Genomic DNA, 25,696 nt, shown 5'->3' with positions numbered 1-25,696 from the left:
GTCCCTCAGGGAATGGCCACGCGACGGATCTGCTCCCCGGCACGAAACACGGCGGTGTTTCGGTCGATATCTTGCAGACGCCAATGGCCGATGCTTTCGCCAGGCAGTAGCACCTGGATTTGAGAGGCGGAGAGAGCGCCACCTGCCGGTGCGACCGATACCGTGCGCTGGCCTGCACGCAGTTCCGAGCCAATCACTCGAAATGGCATGGGAGCCTCCGCTGGCTTGACTGCTGCCTGCTGCACGGGATGGGGCTTGCTCGCTACGGTGCTGCTGCGTGCTGTCGTTTGGCGCGATTTGATTTGTTCCAGATCCGCCCGCAATGCAACAAGATCCTCTTGGCTGGCAAGCGTGACCAATGCCTGGTCCAGGGAATCAGCGCGGGATTTCAATGACTGGTGCACCTCCTGTAGTGCCGTAGCGGTCGCCGGCGCAGGTCGCTCTTGCAGAGCACGATTGGCCTGCACAATCTCACCCACGCGTGACTCCAGTGCTTGCAGACGCTGCACGGAGCTGTCGAGCTGAGACTGTCCAGCAAGCTCGCCGGTTATCTGGAGCGCGACCAAGACCAACGCCGTCAGGCCCACAAGCCACGCCCACAGCAATATGTGGGCGAGAGATGGGGCGCGCGATGACTTCGCCGCGGGAAGGGGGTGTGATGTGGTCATGGCTGGGAACCCTCTTCAACCTGGATAGGCGGGATTGCTCCGGTGGGCGGTAGTTCTTGGATGGGTAGAGCCCCCTGGGCTCTTGGCTGGACGAAACACACCTGCCGTGAGCGGTCATCCACTTCCAGATCCCAGACCGGCCCGATAAGGGTGAGCAGCGCGTCACGCAGCGTCATGGGGCCCAACTGCAGATGGGCGGCGGGCATTGGGAGCGAATACAGCTGGATGACCGCGTGTGCCGTCTCGCACATCTGGTAGCCGCTGCGTTTGAGTACGTGGCGCAGACCATCGCCTATGCTGGCTCTGGCCTCTTCCGGCATCCGCACGTCAATCACCTGCTGAAGCAGGTCACGCTGCGCTGTGAGCGGTGCCAGTTCGACGAGGGTGTAGCGGCCGTAGCGCGCCACCGGAATGAACTCCGGCTCCAGTTGTACGCGAGCAGAGATCGCCGCTTCGTCCGGAACCGACTCGATGACAGCAGGCGCTGAAGCGGTGGCGCAGCCGCCAAGCAGTGTGGCGATGCTCAACAAGCCACACGCGACCGCGCGGGGGACGAGACTGAATGTTTGCATGGATCGGCTTCCTGTTGCAGTAAGCCGATACCTTCGCCGGGCGCCTCGACCCAGTCAGCAAAGAATGCGCAATGGCGCGCGCCCAGTTTTTACGGGATGTCGGTCGGCTACCTCAGGCAGCCGACCTGGAGGTGGGCTTGCTGGAAGTTGTTACGCTGGGATCTGCGTACGACTCCTTCTTGACCCGTTCCCATTCGTCCTTGAGGATCTTCTGAGACTTGGCGATCAGCTGTTGCTTGATCGTTCCGAAGACCTTCTGAATGTCTGCAGGCGGAAGCGAACTCGCGGTACGTTGGAACAGGATGGTGGATGTCTCCAGCTCCTTCATGAGGTTTTTGAGTTCCTGATGATCCACTTCTGTCATATTCAATCGCAACTCGATACGCAACTGCAGTTCCAAGGCCTCCAGGCGCATTTCGGCGATAGGCTGCTTGAACGCGTTGAGCGCTTGGTCGGAGATCTCCTCGGTCCGGGGTTCGCTCACGATGGCATCCCACCGATAACATATCTCCTGCCATAGCGACAGGTATCTGGCGATGTCTTTTCGCAACTCGTCAATCCATATCTGCCGCTTTGCAGAGACGTTGGCGTTTGCTATTCGACGCGATGCGAGTTCCTGCATGGACAGTTGCTCGCTGAGTGCTTGCTTCTGCTGAAGCTCTAGCTGAGCGGCCAACCTTAGCTGTGTCTTACGCTGCGATCGAGCTACCAGCATTTGCGTGAACGAGGCGACAAGAGCGGCAAAAACGGACACAACTACGGCAGCGCCCGCGATCCAAACCTTGTTGATGAACTCGGTGTTTTGCATCGCATCGTGCACGATTCTCTGGATCGCGGCGACATCATCTGGACTCATCTTCTTTTCCTCCGATATGAACGTTTTTCCAATCCGAGACAGCGTTTTTCCAAAGCAGCAGCCTAGCGACTCCCGGCGCGTTGTCAGTGATGCCGCACTCAACTTTTTTCGTAATCATCACCTTAGCAATCGCAGCAGATTGCCTTCTGCGAGTAACCTAATCGACTCAGTTTACCTATCGCCGACAGGGTTACGCGATTAGGTGATTCGTGCACGAAAAAATGCCGGCACCCGAGGGCGCCGGCATACAAAGACCATCAAGCAGCAACAAGCTGTCTGGCCAGGGCGACCTCTACCGAATCACCGTCTTGGTTGAGCACGTCGAGCCCGGATTCCGGGACGTCGCCTGACGTGCTCTGGGACACCAGGATCTTCTTGGCCATCAAGGCCAGGCACGTCATCTGCGACGTGGCCGCGTACCCCAGGTAGATCACCCGCACGTGCAGCTTCTGGCCGATGCGCCACGAACGGCGGGCGGCCTGCTGCAACGTGTAGATGTTCCACCCCGACTGCATGAACACAATCGTGGGGAACTCCAGCAGATCCAGCCCCGTCTTGACGAGCTCGGGGTTGGTGATGAGGACATCGATCCCCCGGTCGAGCTGCTCGGCGATCCAGTCTTCTCGGCGGCTCGCATCCACGCTTGCGCGCAACACAGCGACCTTGAAGCCTTCCTGCTCCAACAGCCCTTTCAAGCGCGACGTGGTGTCGCGCGTACCGGTATAGACCGAGTAGACCAGGGTCTTGCGACCCGCTGCCTTCTCCTCGCGGCAGATGTCGATCAGCTCACGCTCTTTCGGCATGATCTCCAGCTCGTTGAACTGAGCCGGTGTGAACGCCAGGACCTGGCGCGTGCGTGGGTGACGCACGGTTTCTGCACGGAAGCAGCAGTCGGACCAGGCCAACAGCACGTTGAGCACCACACCCAACAAGGTGGTATCCCGCTTGCGCAAGGCCTCCTTGAGTTCCGCGGTCAGGCGCGTGGCCAGGTCGCGGTAGGCGTGGGCCTGTTCGGCATCCATCGCGATTTCCCGGAACTCCTCGTCATACGGCGGCAGCATGCCCCCGATGTCGCGCAGCTTCAGGAAGATCGTGAAAGGCAGGACGCAGCGCAGGACACCTTTCGGACCAAAGCCCGGTGCCTTCACCGTTCGGACTGTGATCTTCGAGCCTTTGGCCGTCTTGTGGGCTGGCCCGTCGCTCTCGGAGTAGATGTCCTTCAGGACGCCGTGGTCCCGCATGAACGCCATGGCGGCCGCGTTCATGCTGCCGTTACTGCTGGGACGGTATCCGTCCTCGATCATGCGCGTGGGCAAAGCCCGGAACAGCAGATGAAAGAGGTCGTCTGCGTAGCCCCCCATGAGGGTGCCGGTGAGCAGCAAGGTCTTGCGGACCTTGGCTGCGATGACGCCCATGGCCTGGCCTTGCGCGGAACCACCCGTCTTGTACTCATGGGCCTCATCGGCGATGAGCAGGTCGAAGGTGCCCTGCGGGAGATAGCGCTTGACGTACTCGGAGGCTTGGTAGCCGCCTTCGCCAAAGCCGAACTCCATGCTGGACATCGCGCGTTCCATGCGCTGTGCCTGGCGATCGGAAAAGACCAGTTCTCCCCGGTCGTCCATCAGATTTATGAAGTTGTGGAGGTTGTCGCCAAGCATCGAGGCCAGGAAGCCATCTCCGAACGTCTTCATCAGCTTCTGCGCAGTGGCTTCGCCGATCGTCGGGATACGCTTCAAGGCCCGCAGCACGGCCGAGTGCTGATCGCTGCCGGACAGGGTTCGCGGGCGAACCAGTGTCCACATAGCGGTGTTGCAGACGCCACACCTGCGGCGGACTTCCTCCGCCTCCAGCTCCAGAGCATTGATCGGCTCGCCGTCAAGGTTGTTGACGACCGTCCCGCAGTGCGGGCAGGCCCCCATGACGCCGTACCGGGTGCGCTTGCGTGTGAATGCGGGCCTCCAATGGAAGCCCATGCGCATGCGCACCCTGCCGATGATGAAGAACTCCTGGCCAGCGGCCGGCACACCCAACTGCTCGCGCAGCTTGATGAGCTTGAGCAGCGTGTCAGGGCCGTTGAGCACCCAGACCTTTGCGCCTGCGACAGTTTCCAGAATCTCCCGCCTCCACTTGTAGACCAGGTGTGGCGGACTGAGGACGAGGGTGCGGCGATAGCCTTCGGCGTGGAGAACGGCCGCCAGCGCGATGCCGACGGTGGTTTTGCCCGTACCCATTTCGCCATTGACGATCGCCGCCCGCTCGCCATGGTTGGCGAGCAGCTCGGCGGCGGCATGGACGACTTCGGCCTGGGCTGGGAACAGCTTGCGCTTGAGACCGGCTAGCACGAGCTGACGGTGGGCGTGCGGCGTACCGCTGTAGACGGGTGGATTGGCCCGGTTGAGCGAGTCCAGCAATTCGTCGCCGAACTCGGCGACGAAGTCTTGCAGGCTCAGGGAGAGCTCGCTGGATGCGGGATCGAAAAGGTCGTCGGTCGTGGGCGAGGTGTCTGCGGCGGGCGCCGCTTCGAGTTGCATGGTCATGGTGATGCTCCAAATAAAAGGGGCACGCACCGTCCCTGAGGGCTGATGAATGCCCCAGGGGGATGAAAGCGAAGTTGCGACCTATGGCCGCCGTGGTTGGATCAGTACTCGCTGGGTAGCAGCAGCGTGGTGACGCTGCGATCCCACTCGGTGATGACCCAGATCTTCAGGTCGGTGGTGACCTGGTAGGAAGAGAACAGGCGATCTTCACCCGATTGCAGCGCGGCGTCGTTCTGTTGCCGGTCGCTGTCATCGAGATCGCCCCAGTCACCGCTGAGATGGCGGCGCAGGTACGGGGTGGGATTGAGCCGACCCTGACGGATCAGCGCATCCACGCCTGAGGTCACGACCATCTGGCCGGGGTTGAAACGCCGCGTGGGACTGGCGCTGAGGGAAACTGCTTCGGTTGCCATGGGGCCTCCTGGATAGGGAGAGCGGGGCCATGGCACCCCATCGGGGCGACATGGCCCCAGTGGGTTGATGAATGGTGCGGGTCTACCGAGTCAGTTCTCGGAAGCCAGCACGATGTGGGTGGCACTGCGATCCGCTTCGGTGAAGATGCGGATGCGCTGGCCGTTGGTTGCAACATAGAACGATTCGAGCTTGGCCTCGGATTGGATTCCCGCGATGTTCGCTTCCCATTGGTCAGCGGGGACATCGCCCCAATCGCCGCGGGCGTGACGCCGCAGAAACTGGAACGGTTCTTCGGTGCCGGCACGAATCAGGCGATCGACGCCTTTGCTGATGATCAGCGCCCCGATGGGGAACTGCAGTTGGTGGATGTAGGTGTCAATCCTGATCGACGCCATCGATAGTCCTCCTTGGTGATTTCATTGGGCCACAACAGCGCGTCCGCCTTCGAGCGCGCTACAGCCTTGTGCTCAGTGGATGGTGATGACTTGCCCCAGTGAGGCCGAGTCGGGAGACAGGTCCCATGCGCGGATGACCGGCACGAACTTGTCCGTGAGGATGCGTGTCTCTGCGATGGAGCCATCGTCGCGCTCACGGTGCTCGACGGCGGTGGCCTTGCGCTTGTAGGTGTCGCCCTTGACGGCCAGGATGCGGCCGCTTTTGGACTGCACGACACCCGAGATGGCGCCAGCCGCAAGGGCCAGTGCCAGGTGCCAGTGGGACAGAGCACGTGCCGGGGCACGCAGGGATTGCTGGGCAGCACCAAGGTGTGTCTCGAATGCGGGCCAAAGGCCCTGCAGCCGGTTCACTTCCTCGGCGAACTGCGCCGGCTCCATGCTGATCCGGTAGAAATGCTCCGGCTCGACCGAGGTCGTGGGAACCACATATGGCAGCGATGTCCACTCGGACGGAAGTTCATCCGCCTCGACTTCACCTTGCCCGATCTGTAGCAATCGGGCCCGGACTGCCTTGGTGTCGTCACCGACCAGCTCGCGCTGGCGGATCCGACGTCCAAATACGACCACCTGCTTGAACTGCGTATCCACCGCACGGTGAATGCTCAGATCGGTGAAGTGTCGCGTCAGCCACCCGACCAGTTCGGCGTCGAGCACATAGGACGGCACGATGAAAACCAGGATGCCTTCGTACTGCAGCAGCTGCAGCGTCTTCTGATAGAACAGCTTCTCCAGCCTGGCGCGGCCCTTGCCTTCGTAGCCGATGTTGCCATTGGCATCCTTGGACAGGTCGCCGTAAGGCGGGTTGAGCCACAGCAGGCTGAACGACTGGCGCGAGACCAGCGTGTCCATGAGGTCACCGTGGATGCAGTGATCGACCAGAAGCCGCGCGTGATTGGCACGCTCCTGGTCGTACTCCACGGCGTACGCGCGGACCTGCGCATGCCCGAGGGCATGCGCGGCTTCCGCGATGGCCACACCTTCACCTGCGCAGGGATCAAGGATGCACATCGGCCCATCGCTGGGCGCCAGTGCGCTGAGCGCTCGTTCGAGCGTGGATTCGTCGGTCGGGTAGTACCCGTTCTTGGCGAAATTGCGGGCGAGCCGCGGGAACATCAGTGCCATGGCAGTCTCCTTATTGGCGGGGGGATAAAGGTCGGATGCGCGCGCAGAGCGCACATCCGTGACGGGCGGATCAAGCCATCGCTTCCATTGGCAGCTCGGCGTGAGCCGGTACCGGGTAGGCGGTCAGGACGCCGCGGCGGATCAGTTCGCCCAGGGCATCGGTGAGAACCGGGACATCGAGCCCGATCCGGAAGCCCTGCAGCGGACCAAGGGCCACCGTCAGGGTTTGGAGCATGTCGCGCTCGCGCAGCAGCGCCAGTACCGGCGCTTGCCAGTGGTCCAGCAGCGGCAGTGGACATGTGTCCTTGACCAGGTGCCACAGGCGCAAGGTGGGATCGGCCGAGGCACGCGGCAGCAGCGTGAGCGCGCTGGCCGTGGCTTTGTCCGGACGGGTGCAGCGCCGGTCGAACAGCCATAGATTGACCATCGAGCCGAACAGCGTGCGGCGATAGGAGCGTGTCAGGCGCTTTTCCAAGCGGTCGACCGATCCGACGAACACGGGGATGGAGCCCCCTTGATCGGTGATGAGGTGGAATTGCTCCAGCCCATCTTCGTCGCGGCCCAGCGTCAGCCGGGCCAGAAACTGCTGGATCGCGGTATCCCGCGCCCAGATTGAGAGAAAGATCAGATCGCCCTGATCGCTGCAAACGCATGCATCGGCCATGAGGTCGCTGCATTCATCGATGCGGTACAGGGGGTTGGGAGATAAAGGTTCAGGCATGGTGGTGTCCTCGATGAAATGAGGGGCAGCACCGCCCGCAGGGGCAGTGATGCCCCGGAAGGAATGAAGGAATGCGGACTACTCCGGCTCGAAGTCCCTGGCGTGCGGGTTGAAACGCAATGCACGTTCTGGGGTACGAATCGGCGTGAAGTCCTGGTGGTACACGTTGATGAGATAGCGGTCGCGGTAGCCGATGGCTTCCCGCGCCTGTGCGTCGGTCAGGCCGGCCTGGATGAAGTCCTCAACCAGTTCCTCGTCTGAGGAAACCTCGTTGTTGGACAGCTGGTCTTCGACCTGGCCCAGCAGCTTGGGCGAGAGGGATTGCAGCGAAGTGTCCATCGCGTCCTCCTTCAGGCCACGGCCAGTTGCGACGAAGCTGCCGGCCGGCGCCGCTGAGCGTGATAGGCCCGAACCTTCTCGCGCCAATCGGGCGAGATCTCTTTGGCCATCTCGAGATAGCGCAGCGGGCAGGTGAAGTAGTACGGTGACACGGACTCGTCCATGCCCTTGTACCCCCACTGACCGCCACTGCGTTGGAGCAGGTCGCAGCGGATGTAGCACATGGACTCGCCGGGCGCGAGTTCCTGGTGAACGCCTTCGGCCTTGGCCGTGATCTCGACAACGGACCACAACACGTTGCCACGCAGCGTATGCGCGATGATGCGGACGCTGGCGCGCTCGCGCTCTTCGGGTTGGATGAGGTCCCGGATCAGTTCTGACCGGGTGCGTGATGAGAAAAGCCAGCCCATGATGAAGTTCTCCTGCAAGAAAATGCCGGAGTCCTCCCTGGCGGGACGGAGCCCCGGCGGGTGGATGAAGATGCCGCGGATGCGGCGAGGCAGATCAGGCGGCCTGTTGTTCCGGCCGGTTCCACTGCTGTGACTTGAAGTCGAGGGCGTAGCCCAGTTCGCCCAGCCGGGCGATCTGTGCACGCAGGGTGCGGCGGTCGATGGTCGAATCCAGTTTCACGGAGTCGCCCAGCGGCCACAGCAGGCCGAACAATGCGGCATCGTCACTGTCGGGGCCGCCGGAGGCAGCCACGGTCGCAGATGGCGCATCCACACCAAAGGGCGTGGTATCGATCAGCGGATCGGCCGAGGCCTGCACAGGATCGGCAGCAGGCTTGACCGCTGGCGTAGCCGATGGCTGAGTCACGTCCTCGTCCAGCGGATCGACCTCTTGCGTGGCGAAGCTGCGAGCCTCGTCCTTGCTCAGCCGGTCCAGGCCCGAGAGGGTCATGCCGTCCAGGTTGGCGCGGATCTCGAAACGCATTCCGCCGGCCGTGGGATAGGCCTTGGGATAGATGAAGCGGATGTGGAACTCCCCGTCGTACTTGCCTTCGGGGTACTGCTCCAGCTCTGCATCCTTGACGGCGAACTCACCGATGGCGGTGACCAGGCGGCCGACATTGAACCGGCCATTGCGGCCGTTGATGGTGCGCAGCGTGAGCTGCCCGGGGACGATGAGGGGTGCGCTGGACTTCGGGGCTGATTTGGCCGCCATGGTGTGCTCCTTCGATGATTGGGGGGATCGTGAGATCCAAGGGAAAAAGAAACGGACCGCACCCGCGAGGGGTGTGATCCGTGCGGCGCTAGGCCTTCAGTTGGCGCATGCCATCGGCCAGCATCCACAACGCCCGGTTCAGGCGCAGGTTCTGGTCGATGCCTTGCACTTCGCGGGTGCGCTGCCGGCGTCCATTGGACGTGCGTGCCGTCAGGCCACCCTTGACCATGTTTTCCTGGATGCGGTTGAACACCGACCACAGGTCCGGTCGTCGATCGTCGAAGCGCCGGGGCGCAAGCAGTTGAGTCTCCGTGACAGGCGCAGGCCTGGTCGGATCGTCGTACTTGAGCGCCAGTGCGGAGCGCGCGAGGATTTCTTCTTCCCCTGTTTCCAGGGTGATGACGCGCATGGCGTCTCGCGACGCCTGCACCTGCTCGAAGCCCTGGAGGACCTCGTAGGCGCCTTCGATCACCTCACCGGCCACGTCGCCCTTGTGGGGGACACGGATGTCGGCAGTGGTTTCACCGCAGACCAGGCCGTTGTGGCAGACGAAGCGGAACATGCCGGCCAGCATCTGATAGCTGCTGGTGCCGTCATGGCTATTGAGCAAGATGATCTCGTTGGCTTCCGAGCCGTTGATCTGGCTCGCATGGCGCATGCGGATCATGTGCTTGGTGAACTCGCGCCGGTCTTCGTTGCGGACACGGGTCTGGCACACCATGAAGGGCTCGAAGCCCTCCTGACGCAGCTTGGTCAGCACGGTCGCGGTCGGTATGTAGGCATACCGCTCGGATCGGCTTCCGTGGGGAGCGTCAGCGAAGATGGAAGGGGCAACAGCACGGATCTGGTCGTCCGACAAGGGACGATCCGCGCGCAGCACCGGGGAACGATGGGCAAAGCGGGTTGCGAGAGACATGGCAATTCTCCTGAGATAAGACGTGCATCTGCCTGGGCCGGATGGCCTGGCTTGACGCTAGGGATGAAAAAGCGCGAACGCGTGCACCTCCCCGAGGGGAGGGCACGGATCAGGTGGGAGAAACGATCAGGCCCCGGAGTGGAGCCTGACGTGGGTCAGAACGAAGCGGCCATTGCCGGTTCGTGCTCGACCGCTTCAGCTTCGTGCTCGCGCGGGGCGGGCTCGGTGGGCTTGGCGGCGTCGCCGATTTCGGCAGTGCTCTTGGCCTTGGGCGCTTGTGCGTCCGGGGTTGCAGGTGCTTCGGTTTTGTCCGCAGGAGCCGGATAGACCTGCTGGCCATCGACCTTGATCAGACCGATGTGGATCAGCGTGGACTCCAGGCTCACGCCCGGTTCGCCGGCTCGTTCGCCCTTGGTGCGCACGTACGGGTCAGCCCGCATGTCGTTCAGCCGGAAGGCGATCAGGACCTTGCGTTCAGCCTCGATGGCCTGAACGCAGCGACGCACCAGGTGCTGGGCGTCGGTGGTAGCGACGATGGTGTCGAAGTAGCGATACTCCGGCTCATCGACCGGACCGGTCAGTGCGCCGATGGTGCACGACAGGAACGGATCGCGGTCCTTGGGAGTGACCTCCTTCGGACGGCTCAGGTAGCCGATGCCTCGGGTGATGAGCTCGTGCTGCTCGATCTTAGCCAGTTCGGCGCGATCGATCACCTCGGCTTTCAGCAGGCGCCCCTTGAGGCTCGCTGCCACTTCACCCTGACGTTCACCGCTGGGGCGGATGAACGCATCGCCCCAGAGGTCGCCGAGCCGGAAACGGACCAGCGGACGCTGCTTGGGATCATCGATGCCGACGTACGACTGAACCAGCTTCTTGGCCTCGGTGCCGGACACCTTGACGTCGAAGTAGCGGATGGACGGCTCCTTGGCGGAACCAACCAGGGCGGCGATCGTGCAAGCCAGGAACGGCTGTGCGCGGCGACCTCCCTTGACGGGAACCTCACGGGCACGCTGCAGGTAGCCGATGCCGGAGGTGTGAAGGTCGAAATAGGATTTCTCGTTGGACGTGGTGCTCATGGTGAATCTCCATAGGAAAAGAGCGGAGACACACCAACCCCACGATGCGGGGAGAGGTGCGTAACCCCGCGATGGGTTGAGAACGGCAAATGCATCCACCACCGGCGAGCCGGTGGCCGTTCGCGCATGGATGCGGTGCGAACTGGTGTGGTCACGCAGCGGGTGCTGCGCCGCAACCTCGAAGACCGATGGTTGCCTGGCATGTCGCTGACAACGTCAGCAAGCATGGACGCAGCGTCACACCATGCGCGCCGGGCCGCCACGACCAATAGGAAATGCCCCGAGCCCGTTTTGCGCAGGCCCAAGAAAGAGAGCCTTCGACTGGCGAAGGCTCTTGGGATGCAGGGTCAGTGTTCTGGTGCGGTAGGTGCCACGGCCTGCAGCGACAGGTGCGTGGGCGTGGCCGACAGCATCAGGTCATCGGTGCTGTTCAGGATGCGTGTGAGCACGACTTCGTTCGGGTCGAAGAACTCGCCGAAGTCGTCGCCGCCCAGCTCGATGCGCGCCAGTTCCCACCAGTCATCGAACGGATCGACATCCGGGTCGCAGCCAACTGCATAGGCAATCAGCTTCTGGCGCTTGTCGGGCCTGCGCTCACCGTGTTCGGCGAGCCAGTACACGCCATGATCCTTGACCAGGATGACGCGGCATTGGTTGGTAATGGCTTCGGCCAGGACGGGTCGAAGCGCGCTGCCTTTGAAGAGCAGAGTCATGAGAAATTCCTTCACGGGATTGGATGAGGGGCGAGCACGAGCCACCACCAGGGTGGGTGGCTCGGTCGCGGTCGGGTAGTTAGTGGGAGGTGGCCTTGCGACCGGAGATGGACTGAACTTGGATGCGGCGCCAGGAGCCATCGTCGATCAGATGTGCCAAGGTGTCGCCTAGCATGTCGAAGTACACTTCGTCGCGCCGCTCGACGCATACGCCATCGCGGTGCATTTCGATGGCATAGACGTCGTCGCCGCGCAGATACAGCACGCTCACGCGCCCGACGAACTTGCCGGTAGTCACGTTGAAACTGATCGTCGGCGGAGTGCGGATGATGTCCTTCGGTGACGGGTCGACCAGTGCGAAGTCGCTGGCGTGGGCATCGACCAACATGTGGCTGATGGTGCGATGCCTGTCTGGTGCGGGCATCGACTCCAATTGCTCGATGAGCTGCTGAAGTTCAAGGCACTCCGGCTTAGCGATCGGCAAATGTGCAGGTGCCGAGCCGAGGATCAGGCGGGTGACCTTGTATGGCGTACCGTCCGAGGAGTGTTCCACGACTTCTTCCGGGGTGTCCGCGCGCAAGCCATCGAAGCGACGGCGTGCGTAGGGTTGGACAGCGACCTTGGCCCCTTCGACCGGGATGTTCGTGACCAGTTCGCGGTCCAGCACGGCGAACTGTGTGCGGCCGATCTTGACGACGATGGCTTCATCGGTGGTCGCAACGACCTTGCCTTCGAAGGGCTTGGGGTCGATGCGAAAGCCCAGGGCGGATTCCTTGGGCTGGCCGTCGAAGATGTTGAACTGAAAGCTACGCGCTGTGCGTGGCAGGTGGCCGGCGACCAGCGAGGGAAGCTGCTGGCGAATGGCTTGGTGATCCATGGTGGAGTCTCCTGAAAAAAAACGGGACTCCCCAACCGCAAGGGATGGATTGTCCCTTGGGGTGGATTGAATGTAGAGCGGCGAACGTTCCGAGGATTGATGCAGCCAGCACACCGATGGCGTGCCGCGGTCTTGATGGCCTTGACCGCCTGGGATGCTGCCGGCTACGCCGACGAACATATACGCAGCGTGAACCCAGACACCTCCAACGTCACTCGAAAACCGAATCTCATGTCTTCGCATTGTTGGCAGCACCTTCGAGGTGCATGGGGAGAATGGTCTCTAGTGGTGGAGCCCCGGCCTCGGCATGCATATCGGATCATCAGAGGGCTCGCCGGCATTTTCTGCAGGTTGTGCCTGACATATCATAAATATGATGGCCATCTGGGGAATGTTCCAGTAATCACGGGGTTTCAAAAGGCTGTCGAAAGAGGATTATGAATGCTGCGCCTTGCTTCTTTGTTGGTTTTCTCTAATGTGGCTGTTGCCTCCATTCTCATTTTTGGGGTCTCGCTGAGCCTAAAAAACAGCCGCGATGCGGATATATACGAGGCGCAACAGGCCGCGGCGAATCTTGCGAACAGTTTGAGTATTGAGATTGGTGCGCAAATGCACTTGATCGAGAACTCTTTATCGACCATTGCTTTGAGAGTGAGTGATGTCCACTCAGAGGAAGAGCGTAATAGGATTGTGACGAAAGAACTGGCGGAGCAAGGGATGTTGCTGCCGCAAGTATCTAATCTCAGGTTTGCCGACGCTTCGGTAACAGTGGGGATCGAGGTGAACGGAAAGGCAGTGGATGTCTCTAAATCCTCACACTTTCTATCAGCTGCGCATGTGGAGAAGATGGTTTTTTCAGAGCCGGTTTTGTGTGATGACTCGAATGAGTGGTGCATTGTTTTGGCTCGCGGGCTCCGAACTAAAAATGGAAACTTCTACGGCATCATTTATGCTGAGGTCAGGTCGGATGCACTGATGACGAGATTTTCCCGTCTGGATATGGGGGATGCTGGTGCGATCGCTTTACGAACAAACTCTCTAAATCTAGTTGCTAGATTTTCTAGGTCTGATCCCTGGTCAAAAAAAGGGGTTGGTGAAAAAATCGTTTCAGACGAGCTTTTGGATCAATTGAGCAAGGGAGATGAAAGGGGCTGGTATATCACGCCAACGCCGCTTGATCATATCGAGCGAATCACTGCGTATTCTCGAATCGAGGGCTATCCGCTTATCGCTCTTACGGGTTTGGCTACGGATGAATTTCTTAAAAACTGGAGGGCTGAGGCTCTTCGTCAGGCTCTTCTTGTCCTTATGGTTCTAGGAATTACTGCAGCCTACTCCTACTATCTTTTCCGTACGCAGCGAGCAGAGAGAAAAGCTCGGCTTGAGGCTATTGGCGTTGTTCAAGAACAGAGCCTGATGCTTGAGAATAATCTCGTTGGAATGATGAGGGTGCGCGAGAGGAAAATAGTCTGGGCGAATATGGCGACGTCGCGCATATTTGGGTATGAAAACGGGCAGCTGGATGGGCAGCCATCACGGCATCTGTACTTGAACGATGAGGATCATCAGCGTATTGGAATTGCTGGGTACACAGCGCTCCGCAATGATGGTCGATATTCAGTGCAGCTGCAAATGCAGCGACAGAATGGTGACGCTATTTGGATTGATCTAAGTGGTGCAGCAGTGTCTGAAAAAGAAAGCTTGTGGATGATGGTAGACATTGACTCCATAAAGCGCAGTGAAAAGAATGCCCAGGATTTGGCATTAAGCGACGCACTTACCGGAATTGCAAATCGGAGATCGTTTGATTTACGCCTTGAGGGCGCTTTGTCCAATGCCCGCCGCAACAAAAAATTTATTGCAGTTTGCTACATGGATCTTGATGGGTTCAAGAAAATCAATGATGTCTACGGCCATGATGCCGGTGATACCGTACTGTGTCAGACGGCTAAGCGATTGACGGAAGCCATCCGCGGTAACGATGTAGTCGCACGGCTTGGAGGAGACGAGTTTGCTGTCCTGCTGAACTCTGTCGAAGGCACTGCCGGAGCAACGGTAGTAATACAGCGCTGCCTTGAGCAGATTCGCGAGAGCATTGAGATTGCGCCTGGTAAGTACGTGCAAATCGACGCAAGTATTGGAATAGTTGTTGGATCCGGGGACTCTGCTCCGCAAGACTTGCTGCGAAGTGCGGACGAAATGATGTATTCAGTAAAAAAAGGAGGCAAAGGCCGGATCCAGGCGGTTGCGATTAAGTCTATTGCTGCAAACACGGAAGAGGCTAAGTGACTATTTGCACGCTCGATCGAGCTTCGCTACCGGGAGGTCGATGGCCAGCGCGCGGGCTACTACAGGGAGCGTGGCGTCTGACGGTGACCCAGAAGAGTGATCGGTTCAAATTTGGCCAATAAAAAAAGGGCCCCTCGTTGGAGGGGCTCGGAGTGGGTTGGTGGTTGACGCGGTGGTAAGGGTCTATGCTCGTTCCTCGATGACCGACAGTCCTTCCAGAATGGAAGCGTCCGCATCGAGGATCAACATGCGCACGTCAGCCTGGCCAGCTAGGTGCAACAGGTCGGCCAGTTCCTCTGGCACACCCTTTGCGCGGTGTTCCGCACGCAGTTCGGTAGCGGTGAGGCCTTCGACCTGTTGCAGATTCGTATCCGTCCAGGGGGTGGCGATCAGCTTGATGCCGATGGCCGGGCTGTAAGGAATGCGAAATGCGACGAAGAGAAGCGCCGTCGGTGTTGCGATGTCGGCGAGTTCGAAAAGGAATCGACCCGCATCCTCGGTAATGTGCACAGTGCTGATTTCCCAGCACCGGCTGTAAAAGCCGGTCTCGAATGCAAGCGTACGCACAACCTCCTGCGCAGATTCCCGGGTCTGGCTGTCGCCAATATGGATGAGCGATCCTTCGACATTCTTGCCGTAGATGCTATGAAAAACCGCCAGGATGGTTCCGCTGCCACCGCAGGTGGCATCCAATTCTTCGGCTACCACCTGGTCGTCAGTGACCAGCGCATACTCCTCGTTGAATATGCCGGCATGCAAGGCCACCTGGTTATCAGGCAGGTGGCGCTGAGAGGGGTGCAGCGGAACGAAAATTTGCGGATGGCGATCGTCATAGCTGATCACCGCTACGCGTCGAATCTCGAAGCCGTAGTAGCCGCGAGCAAAGGGATTGATCTTCTGGATCATGGTGCCATTCTCCGGTGAGGGTTGAAATGGAGCCAACCCCCACCGGGGCTTGGCCCCGAGGGAAGGAAATTCACCGCGCTCAGGCGGTGTGTGAGGTGGATACCCAGCGCCGAATGGCGCCGATTTCAGTGCAGCAGTGCGGACATCCGCTTTTGCGTCTGAGCTCGCACCGATGCGTCCTGAATGCCTGCAAGCAAGCGGTGGACCTCGCGCGTGAAGTGGTTGGCGACCGCTTCCAGGTCTTGTTTGAGTAGTGCTTGGCGAACCGAATCGCCAAACTGCAGCGCCTGTCCGGAAGCGCAGTACGCTTCGAACTCTCGGCTAAAGAACTGCGCATCGCCTCCGAAGTTGAAGAGGCGCGGCTTGCTGCAGTGCCAGCAGCCCTCGAAGCGGATTTCCTGAAGGCCGTGGCCGTCATCGAATCGCGTGGCGATCAGGAACAGCGCATCAAGGTCTGCGGCGTCCTCAAACTGATGGTGCTCGATGAGATGCGCCAGCGCTTCGTCCTGGTCGGTTCCGAAATGTCGAGACAGGGTCTCCAGCAGCGGTTCCACTGCCAGCGGATCATCGGGTAGCGGCAGGTCGAGCGAGGTGGCCAGCTCCGACAGTCCTTCGCAGAGGTCTTCCCAACTCGGGTTGTGGTCCTCGGCAACGAGCGCGATGTAGGCTTGTCCCTCGCTGGGGAAGGAAGCGTCGAGCTTGAAGCCGCCGAACAGCGCGGAGATGACGGGGGTCACCTGGTTGAGGACGAGAACGCCGGTGGCGTCGTAGTAATTGTTGGCCATGATTGGCTCCTTGAGGTTGGAGCGGAGCCAGCCCCTTGCGGACGTGGCATCCGCGGGGACGGACCTGATGCTCGTCGCATCGGGCCAAGAGGTAGAAGGCGAATCAGTCGCCGAAGTCGGTGGTGTCGCCCAGTGCCTTCTGCACCTCGATGAGGCCGCAGTTGGCAATGACGTAGAGTTGGTTGTAGTCGTCGCCCGTCGGTGACTGTTCGGCGGCATTCAGGCGAGCATCCAGGTCGACGATCTCCTCACGTACCGAGCGGGCGAGGGCTAGAGGCTCGGGCATTTTTTCGGCGATTGACTCGCCCAGTGCCGTCAGGATGCTCTGAGGAGACAGGGCGTCTGGAAGAGATTCGAATACTGTTGGCGTGTCGCTGCGACAGATGGCTTCGGCCGTGCTCTGGCCGATGTCAAACCGCGTGATCTCGTCATCGTCGGCGCCCTCGGTGTCGTAGTCCACGACAACAAATGGCGGCAGCGGTAGGTGGCGTGGCCAGTCTTGTACGACGATGGCTTGGACCAGGCCACCTTCGAGGACTATCGCAAAGGAGGGGGTTCGGGACATGGTGTGGCTCCTGTAGAAAAGGGAGGGACACCGCCCCGAAAGGACGGATGTCCCTCTTGGGTGTGGAAAATGGATGCGGAGGTCGGCTTTGGTGACTTACCAGCCGCTGTAGTTCAACACCAGGTCGGCGATGACCTGACGGCGCTCCAGATCCAGGCCGCCGAGATCGGCAAGCCCTTCAAATCCACAACGACGCAGCATGGCAGCGCCCTCAGGGGCGTTGTAGAAGCTGACCATTGCGGACAGGAACATGCGTTGGCCGCTGCTCAGAACGCCGAGGGCTTCGTTGAGCATCAGCATGTTGGGCCGAAGGTCCCATTTGCTGGTGGCGTGCTGCAGGCCTTCGCAGGTGCCGTTGCCAAACCACTCGGGCCCCGCAATTTCGGCGCCGCGTTTCCAGGCTTGAAAGAATGCGTCTGGAGCGCATGCGAAATGCCGCTCTTCCCGCACGATCTGCTCGACGACTTCCGGGGGCAGAAGCTGGTTCATGGATTCTCTCCTAGCTGATGGATCAGGGGTTGGGCAACTGGGTCCAGCCGCCTCTTTCGAGGGCGCGCTGAGCGGTGGCCGCGCTTCGGAAGTACTCGATCGATTCGCGAGACACAGGGCCCTCGCTATCGCGTGTGCCGATGTAGTGGCCCGCCGCGCTTTGCATGACTTCAAGCGGCAGGAACTTGCCGACATAGACCAAGGCCAGATGACCAAAAGAGGCACGGTGAGACATGGACGGCTCCTAGGTGACGGCGAGACGGCCTTGTCCCTGTCGGGATGGCAGTTCCCGCGAGGGGTGAAGAAAGAAAGTTGCATCGACGCCTGGATGGCGTTCGTCCGCGGAACCGATGCGATGGCGGACTGGTGGATCTCAGGGCGGGGATTCCCTGCGCAGCCGGAGGATCCTTGCTGCTGGCATGGTGCTGACAACGTCAGCGACACATGCGGGCAGCTTTGCCCATGCAGCATTTGGCGTCTGGGAGAAATGGGAACCCAGGTTGGACCGGATTCATGCCATCCCGATGCTAGGTGTGCCTCTTGTCGCAAAAAAAAGCCCCCGGAAATCCCGGGGGCGCAGTGGTTGGTGGACGGCAGTGTCAGGCGGTGACTGCTGCCAGTCTTCCTTCAGCATCGAAGGTCAGATGAACAACGGCACCTGCCAACCTTGGTTGCATTGCATACCGCAAGGTGACGGGCAGCAGGGCCTGCACAACACCGGCCGGAGACTGCGAACACCCTACTGCGATGAAGGTGTCGATGGTCCTGCCGTCTTCGTCCTCGCGATCCTCGTCATAGCGATCATCGAAGATGTAGTCGGAGACCAGCGCAGTCGCACCGCCTGCATCGGCAGTGAGGAACAACGTCACGCCTTTGCGAATGGCGCCGACCGCAACGTCCGGCTCGCCTTCGATGCAGACGTTCAGGCCGTCGGCCAAGGTCAATTCGACCTCGTAGTCGGCCAGACACAGGCTGGCGTCATGATGCAGGATGGCACCTGGGCGGACCTGGACTTCCTCCGGCGTGATGGGCCTTACAAGCCCCAGTAACCAGTGCCCGGCATCGATCCCGCTTTCATCGAGCAAGAACGCTTTGCGAGCCTCCAGGTACACCTCAGCCGTGGGCGCGTCATCGCCATCCGATTCGATCCGCCAAGCGCCAGTTTCTTCCAGTACCTCCCGAGCCACGATGCCCTCGGCCAAGTGGCGATCCCAGTAACGGCGGAATCCGGACGGTTCAAGGGCCCAGGATCGGAACCAGGCTCGTGGAACGAAGGGAACGTCGTTGAGCAAGTCGGCGTTGGATGAGTCCATGCAGATGCGCGCGTAGTGCACGATGAAGTCGCTGGTCGAGAGGCGCTCCTTGGTCTCGATCAATGCTTGGCGAAAGGCGCTGTCGATCGCGACTTGGATGCGCTTGTGGTCTTCCGCTTCATTCAACAGATGCTGGCGATCGGGAAGCCTGGCGAGCGTGTTGTTTGGCAACTGGACGACGTGGTGCCTGCAGGTTGACGGTGATCGGCCGATCGGAAGCCCCTGGAGGAAGCATCGCCACTGCGTGCGTGAAGCAGACAGGTCCAGCAGGATCTGGCCCATGGGCGTCTCACGCCATTGCAGCGCGGGGTCCGCCAGGGGCCGAAGCACAGCGTGGCCATTGAGCCAGATGGGAACTGGAAAGGCTTCGCACAGTGTGCGCAGAAGGCGTTCAGCCCAAACAGACAGGGTCTCCCCGGGCTGTGTCGGCTGGATGCCATCCAATCGGATTTCCGTGCCCTCAACCAGATCCCAGGGGATCACCTGAATCGGCTCGCCCCGGATGATGTCCACGGTCGCCGCACTGAATGCCTTCCCACCAGACCGGACGGTCAGGCGCTCGGCGAAGTACAACGTGGACAACACGCCCATGCCGAAAGCGTTCTCGCACGTCTGGGTTTTCTCGTCCCAGCCGGACTCGGCAATGTGGATGAGGGTCTGCAGGTTGGCGATGCCGCTGCCGTTGTCGCGGATGGTGAGACTGCTGTCGTCCACGGTGAAGTGGATGGCGCTCGCTTGAGCTCGCCTGGCGTTCTGCAGCAGCTCTCCGAGCATCGAGCTCTGGTTGAACGCATGGCGCAGGTTGGCGATGAGACGGTTCTGGTTCGTCTGAAGACGGATGGTGGTCATAGGAAACTCCTTAGAAGGTTCAGCGCCCTTGGACGCGTGGAGGGTGGAATGCCGGAAGGCGAACGGAAGCACCGCGTACACACGGAGGTGGTTGGCTTGAGCTTGAAATGGATGGGAGGACCCGACGGATTGCGATGCATCACCGCCCTGGCGGGCGGGCATCCGCGGCACGATGCGATGCGGACGGGGATGGTCGACACGCCTAGGGCGTGGCGCAGCCTGGGGCGACCTTGGCTGCTGGCGGGTTGCTGATGAATCAGCGAGCCAATGCCAAGGATCTTGGTCGGGGCTGGTCCTGTCGTCGGGAAATGGGAACTGAGACGTTCCGCGATGGTGTGCGATTGATTGGGTGCGCTACACGCCTGGGTTCGGCATGAGGAGGTGCCGGAGGCCATCTGGCCTCCGACTCAGGACAAGGTCACCACCCATGGGCTGCACAGGGTTCGGTCGTCGGTATAACCGTCCGCTGTCTCAGCGTTCACATCCGACCCATATCGTGGCTGGGGTCGGTATTGCCTGGCGCACATCCGCGCACAAAAGGCGCCCGTTGATTCGCCGGCGGGCTCCGGCGCTGAATACCATCGACCCGGAGGGATCTCCTGGTAGCTCGCTGCAACGCATGCCGGCAAGCGACCAGGAGACCCCTCTCTGCGGATGGAAGAGAAGCCGATCAGGAGAATGCGCGGGAACGCGATTCAAGTAAAAGTAGCCTTCTCGCCCCATGGACCGCAGGGCCCGCTGGGGCGCGCACACCGTTGCAGAAGGAGTCGCGCGCTGGTTGTCCCGCTGGGCTGCGGGACGGACTGCCATGTCGCCGGCTGCGGGCCGACATGGTGGTGGGATTCAAGCTTTCGGCTTGCCGCCACGCTTGCGACTTGCACCACGAGCGCGATTGCCCGTTTCGACGGGCAGCGTGCCCTTGCAATCCGGATACCGGCTGCAGGACCAGAATGGTCCACTTTTGCCGGTACGTTGGCGGGTGGAGGTGCCGCACTCGGGACACGCCGGCCCCTGCGGTACCTTGATGGCCAGACTGGTGCCGCGATACTGCTGGATCAGCTGGGCGATCCAGGACGACTGCTTCTCAATGAAGGTATCGAGGGTCAGTTGCCCCGACTCGATCATGTCAAGAGCCTGTTCCCAGATTGCCGTGGTTCCTGGGTCCGCGATGGCGGCCGGTACCGTCTCAATCAGAGTGAAGGCCGCATCCGATGCACGGATGGCACGGCCCTTCTTCAGGAGGTATCCACGTCCGAGCAGGCCTCCGATGATGTTGGCACGGGTGGCTTCGGTGCCGATACCCACGGTGTCCTTGAGTTTCTGCTTCAACCTCGGATCCGAGACCAGCTTGGCCACGCCCTTCATCGCCTTGACCAACTCGCCCTGTGTGAAGGGCTTGGGCGGCGTGGTCTTCATGGCCTTGATCTCCGCCTGCGCGACCCGGCACTGCATGCCGTTCGAGAGCGCTGGCAGGATTTGAGCCCGCTGGGCCGGCTCGTCGTCCGTGGCGTCCGGGCCGCAGTTGATCAACGCGAGGCGCCAGCCCAGCGCGACGACCTGCTTGCCCGTGGCCTGCAACGATTCTCCGGCCGATGACAACAGCGCGACAGTGCGGTCATATTCGTGGTGTGGCATGAACTGGGCAAGGTAGTGGGCGCGAATCAGGCCATAGACGGCTTGCTCTTTCTCGGACATGGCAGACAGCTTGGCTGGCTCCATGGTGGGAATGATGCCGTGGTGAGCGGTGACCTTGCTGTCGCTCCAGGCGCGGGACACCTGGGCAGGATCGAGCTTGGCGACGATCGCGCCGAGCGTCGGATCGGTCGCAACCAAGGCGCTCAGCACGGCAGGCACTTCAGCCAGCATGGATTCGGGCAGGTAGCCTGAATCCGAGCGGGGATAGGTAGTGGCCTTATGCGTCTCATAGAGCGATTGCGCGATATCCAGCGTTTCCTGCACGTCGAGGCCGAACTGACGAGAACAGACCTCCTGCAAAGTGCCCAGGTCAAACGGCAGCGGCGGGGCCTCCCTGACGCGCTCGGTTTCCACTGAGCCAACCTTGGCCAAACCCGCTGCACGGATGCGCTCCAGTGCCTGCCGGGCGACAGCCTCTTGAAGGCAGCGACCGTTCGGATCACAGACAGCGGGCGGTGCCTGCCAGTTGGCCGTGAAGGTGGCCGACCCAGCGTTCAGCGCTACCTCGACAACCCAGTAGGGCACAGAGACGAAGCGTGCGATCTCACGATCACGGTCCACGACCAGTTTCAACGTGGGCGTCTGCACGCGCCCCACGGAAAGCACACCCTCGTATCCGGCTTGCCGGCCCAGGACGGTGAACAGTCGACTGAGGTTCATGCCGATCAGCCAGTCTGCACGAGAGCGCGCCAACGCTGAGAAGTACATCGGTAGCGTGTCTGCCGATGTTCTGAGGGAGGTCAGTGCCTTGCGGATGGATGCGTCGTTGAGCGCCGATAGCCACAGTCGCTGGATGGGGCCTTGGTAGCCGCACAGTTCGATGATTTCGCGGGCGATCAATTCGCCTTCACGATCCGCGTCTGTTGCAATGACCAGCTCCGTAGCCTGTGCAAGCAGTTGCTTGACTGCCTTGAACTGCGTCGCCGTCTTGGGTTTGACTTCGACGCGCCAACGCTCTGGAATGATGGGCAGTTGCTCTATCGACCATCGTTTGTACTGCTCCCCGTAGGACTCGGGTGGAGCGGCTTCCACAAGATGACCGATGCACCAGGTGACGGTGACGCCGGGGCCGCTCAAGCAGCCGTTGCCACGCTGTGTGGCGCCCAGGATTCGCCCGATGTCCTTACCCTGAGAGGGCTTCTCGCAGAGAAATAGCCGCATGTTGCCTCACCCGCACGATGTTGTTCATGGGCGCAAGCATGTCGCGAGCTTGAGGGTGAGGCAGCAAACAACGCGGATGCCGGGCGATCGCGTTGTGTCTGCGGCTTGGTGCGTGAAATCGCTCTCTAACTACACGGCGACGGAGTCGCCGTGACGCGAGATCAGCTGCTGCGGCGAGCAATTCGATTCTGCAGCAAGAACCAGCACATATTGAGTGCGAACGATCGCCCCAAACGGGCCATCTGGTTTTCGGGAATACCGACCGGCCGGTGAGCGCCAGGGCTGAGGAAACCAAAGACGCCAGCCAAGCCTTTTTCCTCTTCGAGCGTGATCTCTCCGCTGCTTCGCAAGAAGCCAATGACCTCGCCCCATTTGGCGGGGTTGTAGGAGGCGTTTATCTGCTGCTGGTGGACAACTTCTGCTGCGACATCCACCGAGAGCGCTTCGAGCGCGACGCGTGCATTGGTCAGCGCTGCGTTGTAGTCAGGCGGCGCGGCCCGGAATGCTTCGGCCGAGTCGTTTATCTTGTCGATGATCGCGTCCCGTTGTGGCGATCCAAAGCCACGCAATGCGGTGATCAGATCGTCTTCGACAGGTGCCGCGTCGGCGATGGACGGGTCCGTCTGCAGCAACTTCTTATCCTGCGCAATATAGCCGTCTATCAGCAGACACTGTGTCAGATCATGCATGCGCTCCTCGAAAAGCGTCTTCGGGGACACCTTAGCGCGAAGGTTTCCAGGCGTTGCAACAATCTCCTGTAGTACCTTGAGCAGGGTTCGATCATCCTGGTCACGGACGGTATTAACGATGCTAGGCAGCAACTGGGCTGGATACAGCGCGAGATGCTCAACGCCGTACTTGCTGAACAGCGCGATGGAGACAGAGGCTTCTTGGATCGAGAGAAACTGGGCAAGCGAATAGCGGGTTCTATGGCTGATCACGGATGAAATCTCCTGAATGAAATTCCATCAGTATGCCGGTGAAGATGAGTCCTATCGAGTGGCGAGATCGCCTTGAAGCTCTGATCCATGGCCGAAAGCTCTGCGGCGTTCGCAGGAGCTTCTGCTGGCCCGCCAGAAAATCCTCAGTAGACGTTAGTGGAGTAATCCCCAGGGGATGGCATTGCCCTGGGGGGCGAGGTGCGGGACTAGGACGCACTGCACCGCTCCGATGGATCATTTGGCTTCGTTGTCCTGCTCGTTCGCGGGCCTGGCGCTTAGCTTTACCGACTCGATACGGAACGGAAGAATGCCGACGCGCCGGGCCTCGATCTTGAACGTGGTGCGCTCGTTTTCATCGGCATCCTCCCATTCGTCCTTGACCGTACGTCCCTCGACCATGACACGCATGCCTTTCTGATACAGATCCTTCCAGTGGCCGGTATCGCGGTGCCAGATTTCCACCGGCGCCCAGAACCCACCGCGGTCCTCAAAGGTTCCGTCCTTCTTCGGCACCGGGTTGTCGAAATAGACGTTCAGCCGCAGAAGACGGTTAGGCTCGTCGTTTCCGTTGGCGAACTCGCGGAAGTCAGGGGTGGACCCGATGTTGCCTTCGCCGTAGAAGTGGGTGCTCATGTCGAAATCTCCTTGGTGGGTGAAGTGCCCGCCTGGCCTATGGCCAATGCGAGAGGGGCGCGATTGGCGGTCATGGGAGCAGCATATTTGCTGACCGTGCGGTGGTAGTTGTGCCCTGCACTCGGCGCATGTACGCGAGTTCGGCCTGAGTCATCTTGCTGGCGCACTCCTGTGCCTGGCGGCCCAGCGTGTGCAACAGGCTGATCTGCATGTTCAGCACGATGCGCTGCTGTTCCAGGGCATACAAGTCTGCGAGCAGGCTGACTGGGGTGGTGGCGCTGGCGATGAGCTCCTGCCACAGCGCTACGCCCATGGCCGAGCGGTCCGGCCTGCGCCAGCGCAGAAAGGTCGTCCCTGCGCCAGTTTTCTGCTGGGCCAGTTCCGCGGGCAACAGGTTGAAGGGATGCCCTGCTGCTTGCCGCAGCACGCGGCGTTGCGCCAGGGCGATAAGCTGGTCCCTTTGCTCGTGACAACGGATGGCCCAGTCCTCAAGAGTCCCCTTACCTTTAAAAGGTCTTAAAAGGCCTTTTAGATAGGCTGCCTGTTCCAGCTTGATGAAGTCCGCCTGTTCTAGTGGACGAAAGTGGGCGTATTGCCCCAGGCCAGGATCCGTCATGCTGGTTCGTCCTCTGCATCTGTGCCGGACGCGGGCGGCACTAGCGCCGTGCCGGCGCTCTCGACTGCAGCTGGCTCCGTGGGCTGGGAAGCCTCGCGCTGCTGCAGACCACGGCGCGAAATCGGCGGCGCAAAGCGCGAACGGCGTGTGCCTTCCAGCACGTCCTGCGGCAGCTCGCCTAGTTTTTCCATTGCCGCGCGCGCTGCAGCATTCTTCGCGGCAAAGTCATCGCGCGTCGTGCCTGAGTACCGGAACTGCTGCGCCAGCGAGAAGAGGCTGCGCAAGGCATGTGCGCCGTCATTCAGCCAGCGCTCGAGCGTGCTGCGATCAATCAGCGCGGTGTGATGGGCCAGGATCAGTTTGCGGGCGATGTCGTCGTAGTCAGCCAGCAGATAGACCGCGGCAAAGCCCAATTGGGCATTGACGAACAGTGGAAGCTTGACGGGCTGCACATTGAGGTTCTCGCCGAGTGTCAGTGCTGTTGGCACACCGGCCAGGGCCTGATCAACCTGCTCGCGCAATGTCTGCAGGGTCTCCTTCGTCTGATCGAGCTTCTCTTCAATGCGCAGCATCCACCAGTCTGAGTAAGGGTCATCCTGCTCGGCGCCGCGTTTCATCTTGTTCATGACCGAGACGTAGCCGTTGAGGCCAACTATCGCCGCTCGGCCTTCACCTGCGGCACGCCCATGCCAGATGCGAGAGGCGTGGTGGGTGTGCAGCGTCAATGACATTGCGCTGCGAAGTGCCCCTAGATTCAACTGCAAAGGTTCGTTGGTTGCCATGGTGTGGACTCGCTATTGGGGAAACGAGTCGACAGCTTCGCGTGGGCAGAGAAGGCCGTCTGTCAACAAACCGAACCTGGTGCTTCCCAGCTTTGCGATGAGCCCCCTCACCCTGGTCCATCCCCAGGGGATAGCTCCAAGGACATCCAACAACGTGCCGCAGCTCATGGTCCGGGCTGTTGTCGACGCCCAGTGTCAGAGCATCTGCAACCGTCAACCCTTGCTACTGCAAAGGTAAGACT

Annotated in this window: 27 protein-coding genes; 1 reads left to right on the top strand and 26 read right to left on the bottom strand. The window is 60.8% G+C overall.

The genetic code is table 11. From position 1 onward, the window contains the following. Window positions 1-5: 5 nt before the first annotated feature. The 15 genes from ACVWSC_RS16825 to ACVWSC_RS16755 form a co-directional block, all read right to left on the bottom strand. Complete coding sequence (locus tag ACVWSC_RS16825) at window positions 6-668, bottom strand: hypothetical protein (RefSeq protein WP_023098614.1); 663 nt, start codon at window positions 666-668, stop codon at window positions 6-8. Beyond that, the gene (gene pilL2, locus ACVWSC_RS16820) at window positions 665-1,240 is read right to left on the bottom strand and encodes a PFGI-1 class ICE element type IV pilus protein PilL2 (protein ID WP_023098615.1); all 576 of its coding nucleotides are present in this window, start codon (window positions 1,238-1,240) and stop codon (window positions 665-667) included. The genes ACVWSC_RS16825 and pilL2 overlap by 4 nt, the downstream gene beginning before the upstream one ends. 112 nt (window positions 1,241-1,352) lie before the next feature. Then, window positions 1,353-2,096, bottom strand: a complete 744-nt coding sequence (locus tag ACVWSC_RS16815) for a hypothetical protein (RefSeq protein WP_023098616.1) — start codon at window positions 2,094-2,096, stop codon at window positions 1,353-1,355. Between the two features lie 257 nt (window positions 2,097-2,353). Next, window positions 2,354-4,633, bottom strand: coding sequence for a DEAD/DEAH box helicase family protein (locus ACVWSC_RS16810; RefSeq protein ID WP_023098617.1), 2,280 nt, complete (start codon window positions 4,631-4,633; stop codon window positions 2,354-2,356). A 101-nt stretch (window positions 4,634-4,734) separates the two neighbouring features. Next, window positions 4,735-5,046 carry a hypothetical protein gene (locus ACVWSC_RS16805; protein ID WP_023098618.1) on the bottom strand — a complete coding sequence of 104 codons (312 nt, stop codon included), beginning with the start codon at window positions 5,044-5,046 and terminating at the stop codon, window positions 4,735-4,737. 90 nt (window positions 5,047-5,136) lie between these two features. Beyond that, window positions 5,137-5,442 carry a hypothetical protein gene (locus ACVWSC_RS16800; RefSeq protein WP_023098619.1) on the bottom strand — a complete coding sequence of 102 codons (306 nt, stop codon included), beginning with the start codon at window positions 5,440-5,442 and terminating at the stop codon, window positions 5,137-5,139. A gap of 72 nt (window positions 5,443-5,514) precedes the next feature. Continuing rightward, entirely contained in the window at window positions 5,515-6,678 is a 1,164-nt protein-coding gene (locus ACVWSC_RS16795) for a DUF6094 domain-containing protein (protein WP_225321758.1), read from the bottom strand. A 16-nt stretch (window positions 6,679-6,694) separates the two neighbouring features. Beyond that, entirely contained in the window at window positions 6,695-7,345 is a 651-nt protein-coding gene (locus tag ACVWSC_RS16790) for a hypothetical protein (protein ID WP_023098621.1), read from the bottom strand. 78 nt (window positions 7,346-7,423) lie between these two features. Next, complete coding sequence (locus ACVWSC_RS16785; protein WP_442107950.1) at window positions 7,424-7,684, bottom strand: hypothetical protein; 261 nt, start codon at window positions 7,682-7,684, stop codon at window positions 7,424-7,426. An 11-nt stretch (window positions 7,685-7,695) separates the two neighbouring features. Further along, window positions 7,696-8,094 (bottom strand): hypothetical protein, encoded by a 399-nt coding sequence (locus tag ACVWSC_RS16780; RefSeq protein ID WP_023098623.1) that lies wholly within the window; start codon window positions 8,092-8,094, stop codon window positions 7,696-7,698. A 94-nt stretch (window positions 8,095-8,188) separates the two neighbouring features. Next, on the bottom strand, window positions 8,189-8,848 hold the full coding sequence (locus ACVWSC_RS16775) for a DUF3275 family protein (RefSeq protein WP_023098624.1): 660 nt from the start codon (window positions 8,846-8,848) through the stop codon (window positions 8,189-8,191). An 88-nt stretch (window positions 8,849-8,936) separates the two neighbouring features. Beyond that, the gene (locus ACVWSC_RS16770) at window positions 8,937-9,764 is read right to left on the bottom strand and encodes a DUF932 domain-containing protein (protein ID WP_023098625.1); all 828 of its coding nucleotides are present in this window, start codon (window positions 9,762-9,764) and stop codon (window positions 8,937-8,939) included. 155 nt (window positions 9,765-9,919) lie between these two features. After that, entirely contained in the window at window positions 9,920-10,840 is a 921-nt protein-coding gene (locus tag ACVWSC_RS16765; protein ID WP_023098626.1) for a DUF3577 domain-containing protein, read from the bottom strand. Window positions 10,841-11,187: 347 nt separating this feature from the next. Further along, complete coding sequence (locus ACVWSC_RS16760; RefSeq protein WP_023098627.1) at window positions 11,188-11,553, bottom strand: DUF3085 domain-containing protein; 366 nt, start codon at window positions 11,551-11,553, stop codon at window positions 11,188-11,190. Between the two features lie 79 nt (window positions 11,554-11,632). Next, entirely contained in the window at window positions 11,633-12,430 is a 798-nt protein-coding gene (locus tag ACVWSC_RS16755; protein WP_023098628.1) for a hypothetical protein, read from the bottom strand. Window positions 12,431-12,871: 441 nt separating this feature from the next. On the opposite strand from ACVWSC_RS16755, the gene ACVWSC_RS16750 reads away from it, so the two are divergent. Next, window positions 12,872-14,719, top strand: coding sequence for a bifunctional diguanylate cyclase/phosphodiesterase (locus tag ACVWSC_RS16750; RefSeq protein ID WP_023098629.1), 1,848 nt, complete (start codon window positions 12,872-12,874; stop codon window positions 14,717-14,719). A gap of 183 nt (window positions 14,720-14,902) precedes the next feature. Here the strand turns inward: ACVWSC_RS16750 and ACVWSC_RS16745 are convergent, their stop codons facing one another. From ACVWSC_RS16745 to ACVWSC_RS16695, 11 genes are all read right to left on the bottom strand, one after another. Continuing rightward, the gene (locus tag ACVWSC_RS16745) at window positions 14,903-15,625 is read right to left on the bottom strand and encodes a DUF5983 family protein (RefSeq protein ID WP_023098630.1); all 723 of its coding nucleotides are present in this window, start codon (window positions 15,623-15,625) and stop codon (window positions 14,903-14,905) included. A gap of 125 nt (window positions 15,626-15,750) precedes the next feature. Further along, window positions 15,751-16,410, bottom strand: coding sequence for a hypothetical protein (locus ACVWSC_RS16740; RefSeq protein ID WP_023098631.1), 660 nt, complete (start codon window positions 16,408-16,410; stop codon window positions 15,751-15,753). A gap of 103 nt (window positions 16,411-16,513) precedes the next feature. Further along, complete coding sequence (locus ACVWSC_RS16735) at window positions 16,514-16,975, bottom strand: hypothetical protein (protein ID WP_023098632.1); 462 nt, start codon at window positions 16,973-16,975, stop codon at window positions 16,514-16,516. A 96-nt stretch (window positions 16,976-17,071) separates the two neighbouring features. Beyond that, window positions 17,072-17,464: a hypothetical protein gene (locus tag ACVWSC_RS16730; RefSeq protein ID WP_023098633.1), complete on the bottom strand. Its 393-nt coding sequence runs from the start codon at window positions 17,462-17,464 to the stop codon at window positions 17,072-17,074. 22 nt (window positions 17,465-17,486) lie between these two features. Beyond that, window positions 17,487-17,699, bottom strand: a complete 213-nt coding sequence (locus tag ACVWSC_RS16725) for a hypothetical protein (protein WP_023098634.1) — start codon at window positions 17,697-17,699, stop codon at window positions 17,487-17,489. 364 nt (window positions 17,700-18,063) lie between these two features. After that, window positions 18,064-19,626 (bottom strand): ATP-binding protein, encoded by a 1,563-nt coding sequence (locus ACVWSC_RS16720; protein ID WP_023098635.1) that lies wholly within the window; start codon window positions 19,624-19,626, stop codon window positions 18,064-18,066. A gap of 843 nt (window positions 19,627-20,469) precedes the next feature. Then, on the bottom strand, window positions 20,470-22,482 hold the full coding sequence (locus ACVWSC_RS16715) for a DNA topoisomerase III (protein WP_023098636.1): 2,013 nt from the start codon (window positions 22,480-22,482) through the stop codon (window positions 20,470-20,472). A gap of 161 nt (window positions 22,483-22,643) precedes the next feature. After that, window positions 22,644-23,423 (bottom strand): hypothetical protein, encoded by a 780-nt coding sequence (locus tag ACVWSC_RS16710; RefSeq protein ID WP_023098637.1) that lies wholly within the window; start codon window positions 23,421-23,423, stop codon window positions 22,644-22,646. A gap of 234 nt (window positions 23,424-23,657) precedes the next feature. Further along, entirely contained in the window at window positions 23,658-24,056 is a 399-nt protein-coding gene (locus tag ACVWSC_RS16705; protein ID WP_023098638.1) for a single-stranded DNA-binding protein, read from the bottom strand. A gap of 70 nt (window positions 24,057-24,126) precedes the next feature. Then, on the bottom strand, window positions 24,127-24,672 hold the full coding sequence (locus ACVWSC_RS16700) for a DUF3158 family protein (RefSeq protein WP_023098639.1): 546 nt from the start codon (window positions 24,670-24,672) through the stop codon (window positions 24,127-24,129). After that, window positions 24,669-25,454: a PFL_4669 family integrating conjugative element protein gene (locus tag ACVWSC_RS16695; protein WP_023098640.1), complete on the bottom strand. Its 786-nt coding sequence runs from the start codon at window positions 25,452-25,454 to the stop codon at window positions 24,669-24,671. Before ACVWSC_RS16695 ends, ACVWSC_RS16700 begins: the two co-directional genes overlap by 4 nt. Window positions 25,455-25,696: the final 242 nt, after the last annotated feature.

This window comes from Pseudomonas sp. NUPR-002 (assembly GCF_056322725.1).
Note: the sequence above shows the minus strand (reverse complement) of the source record. Positions and strands in the feature narration are given on the sequence as shown.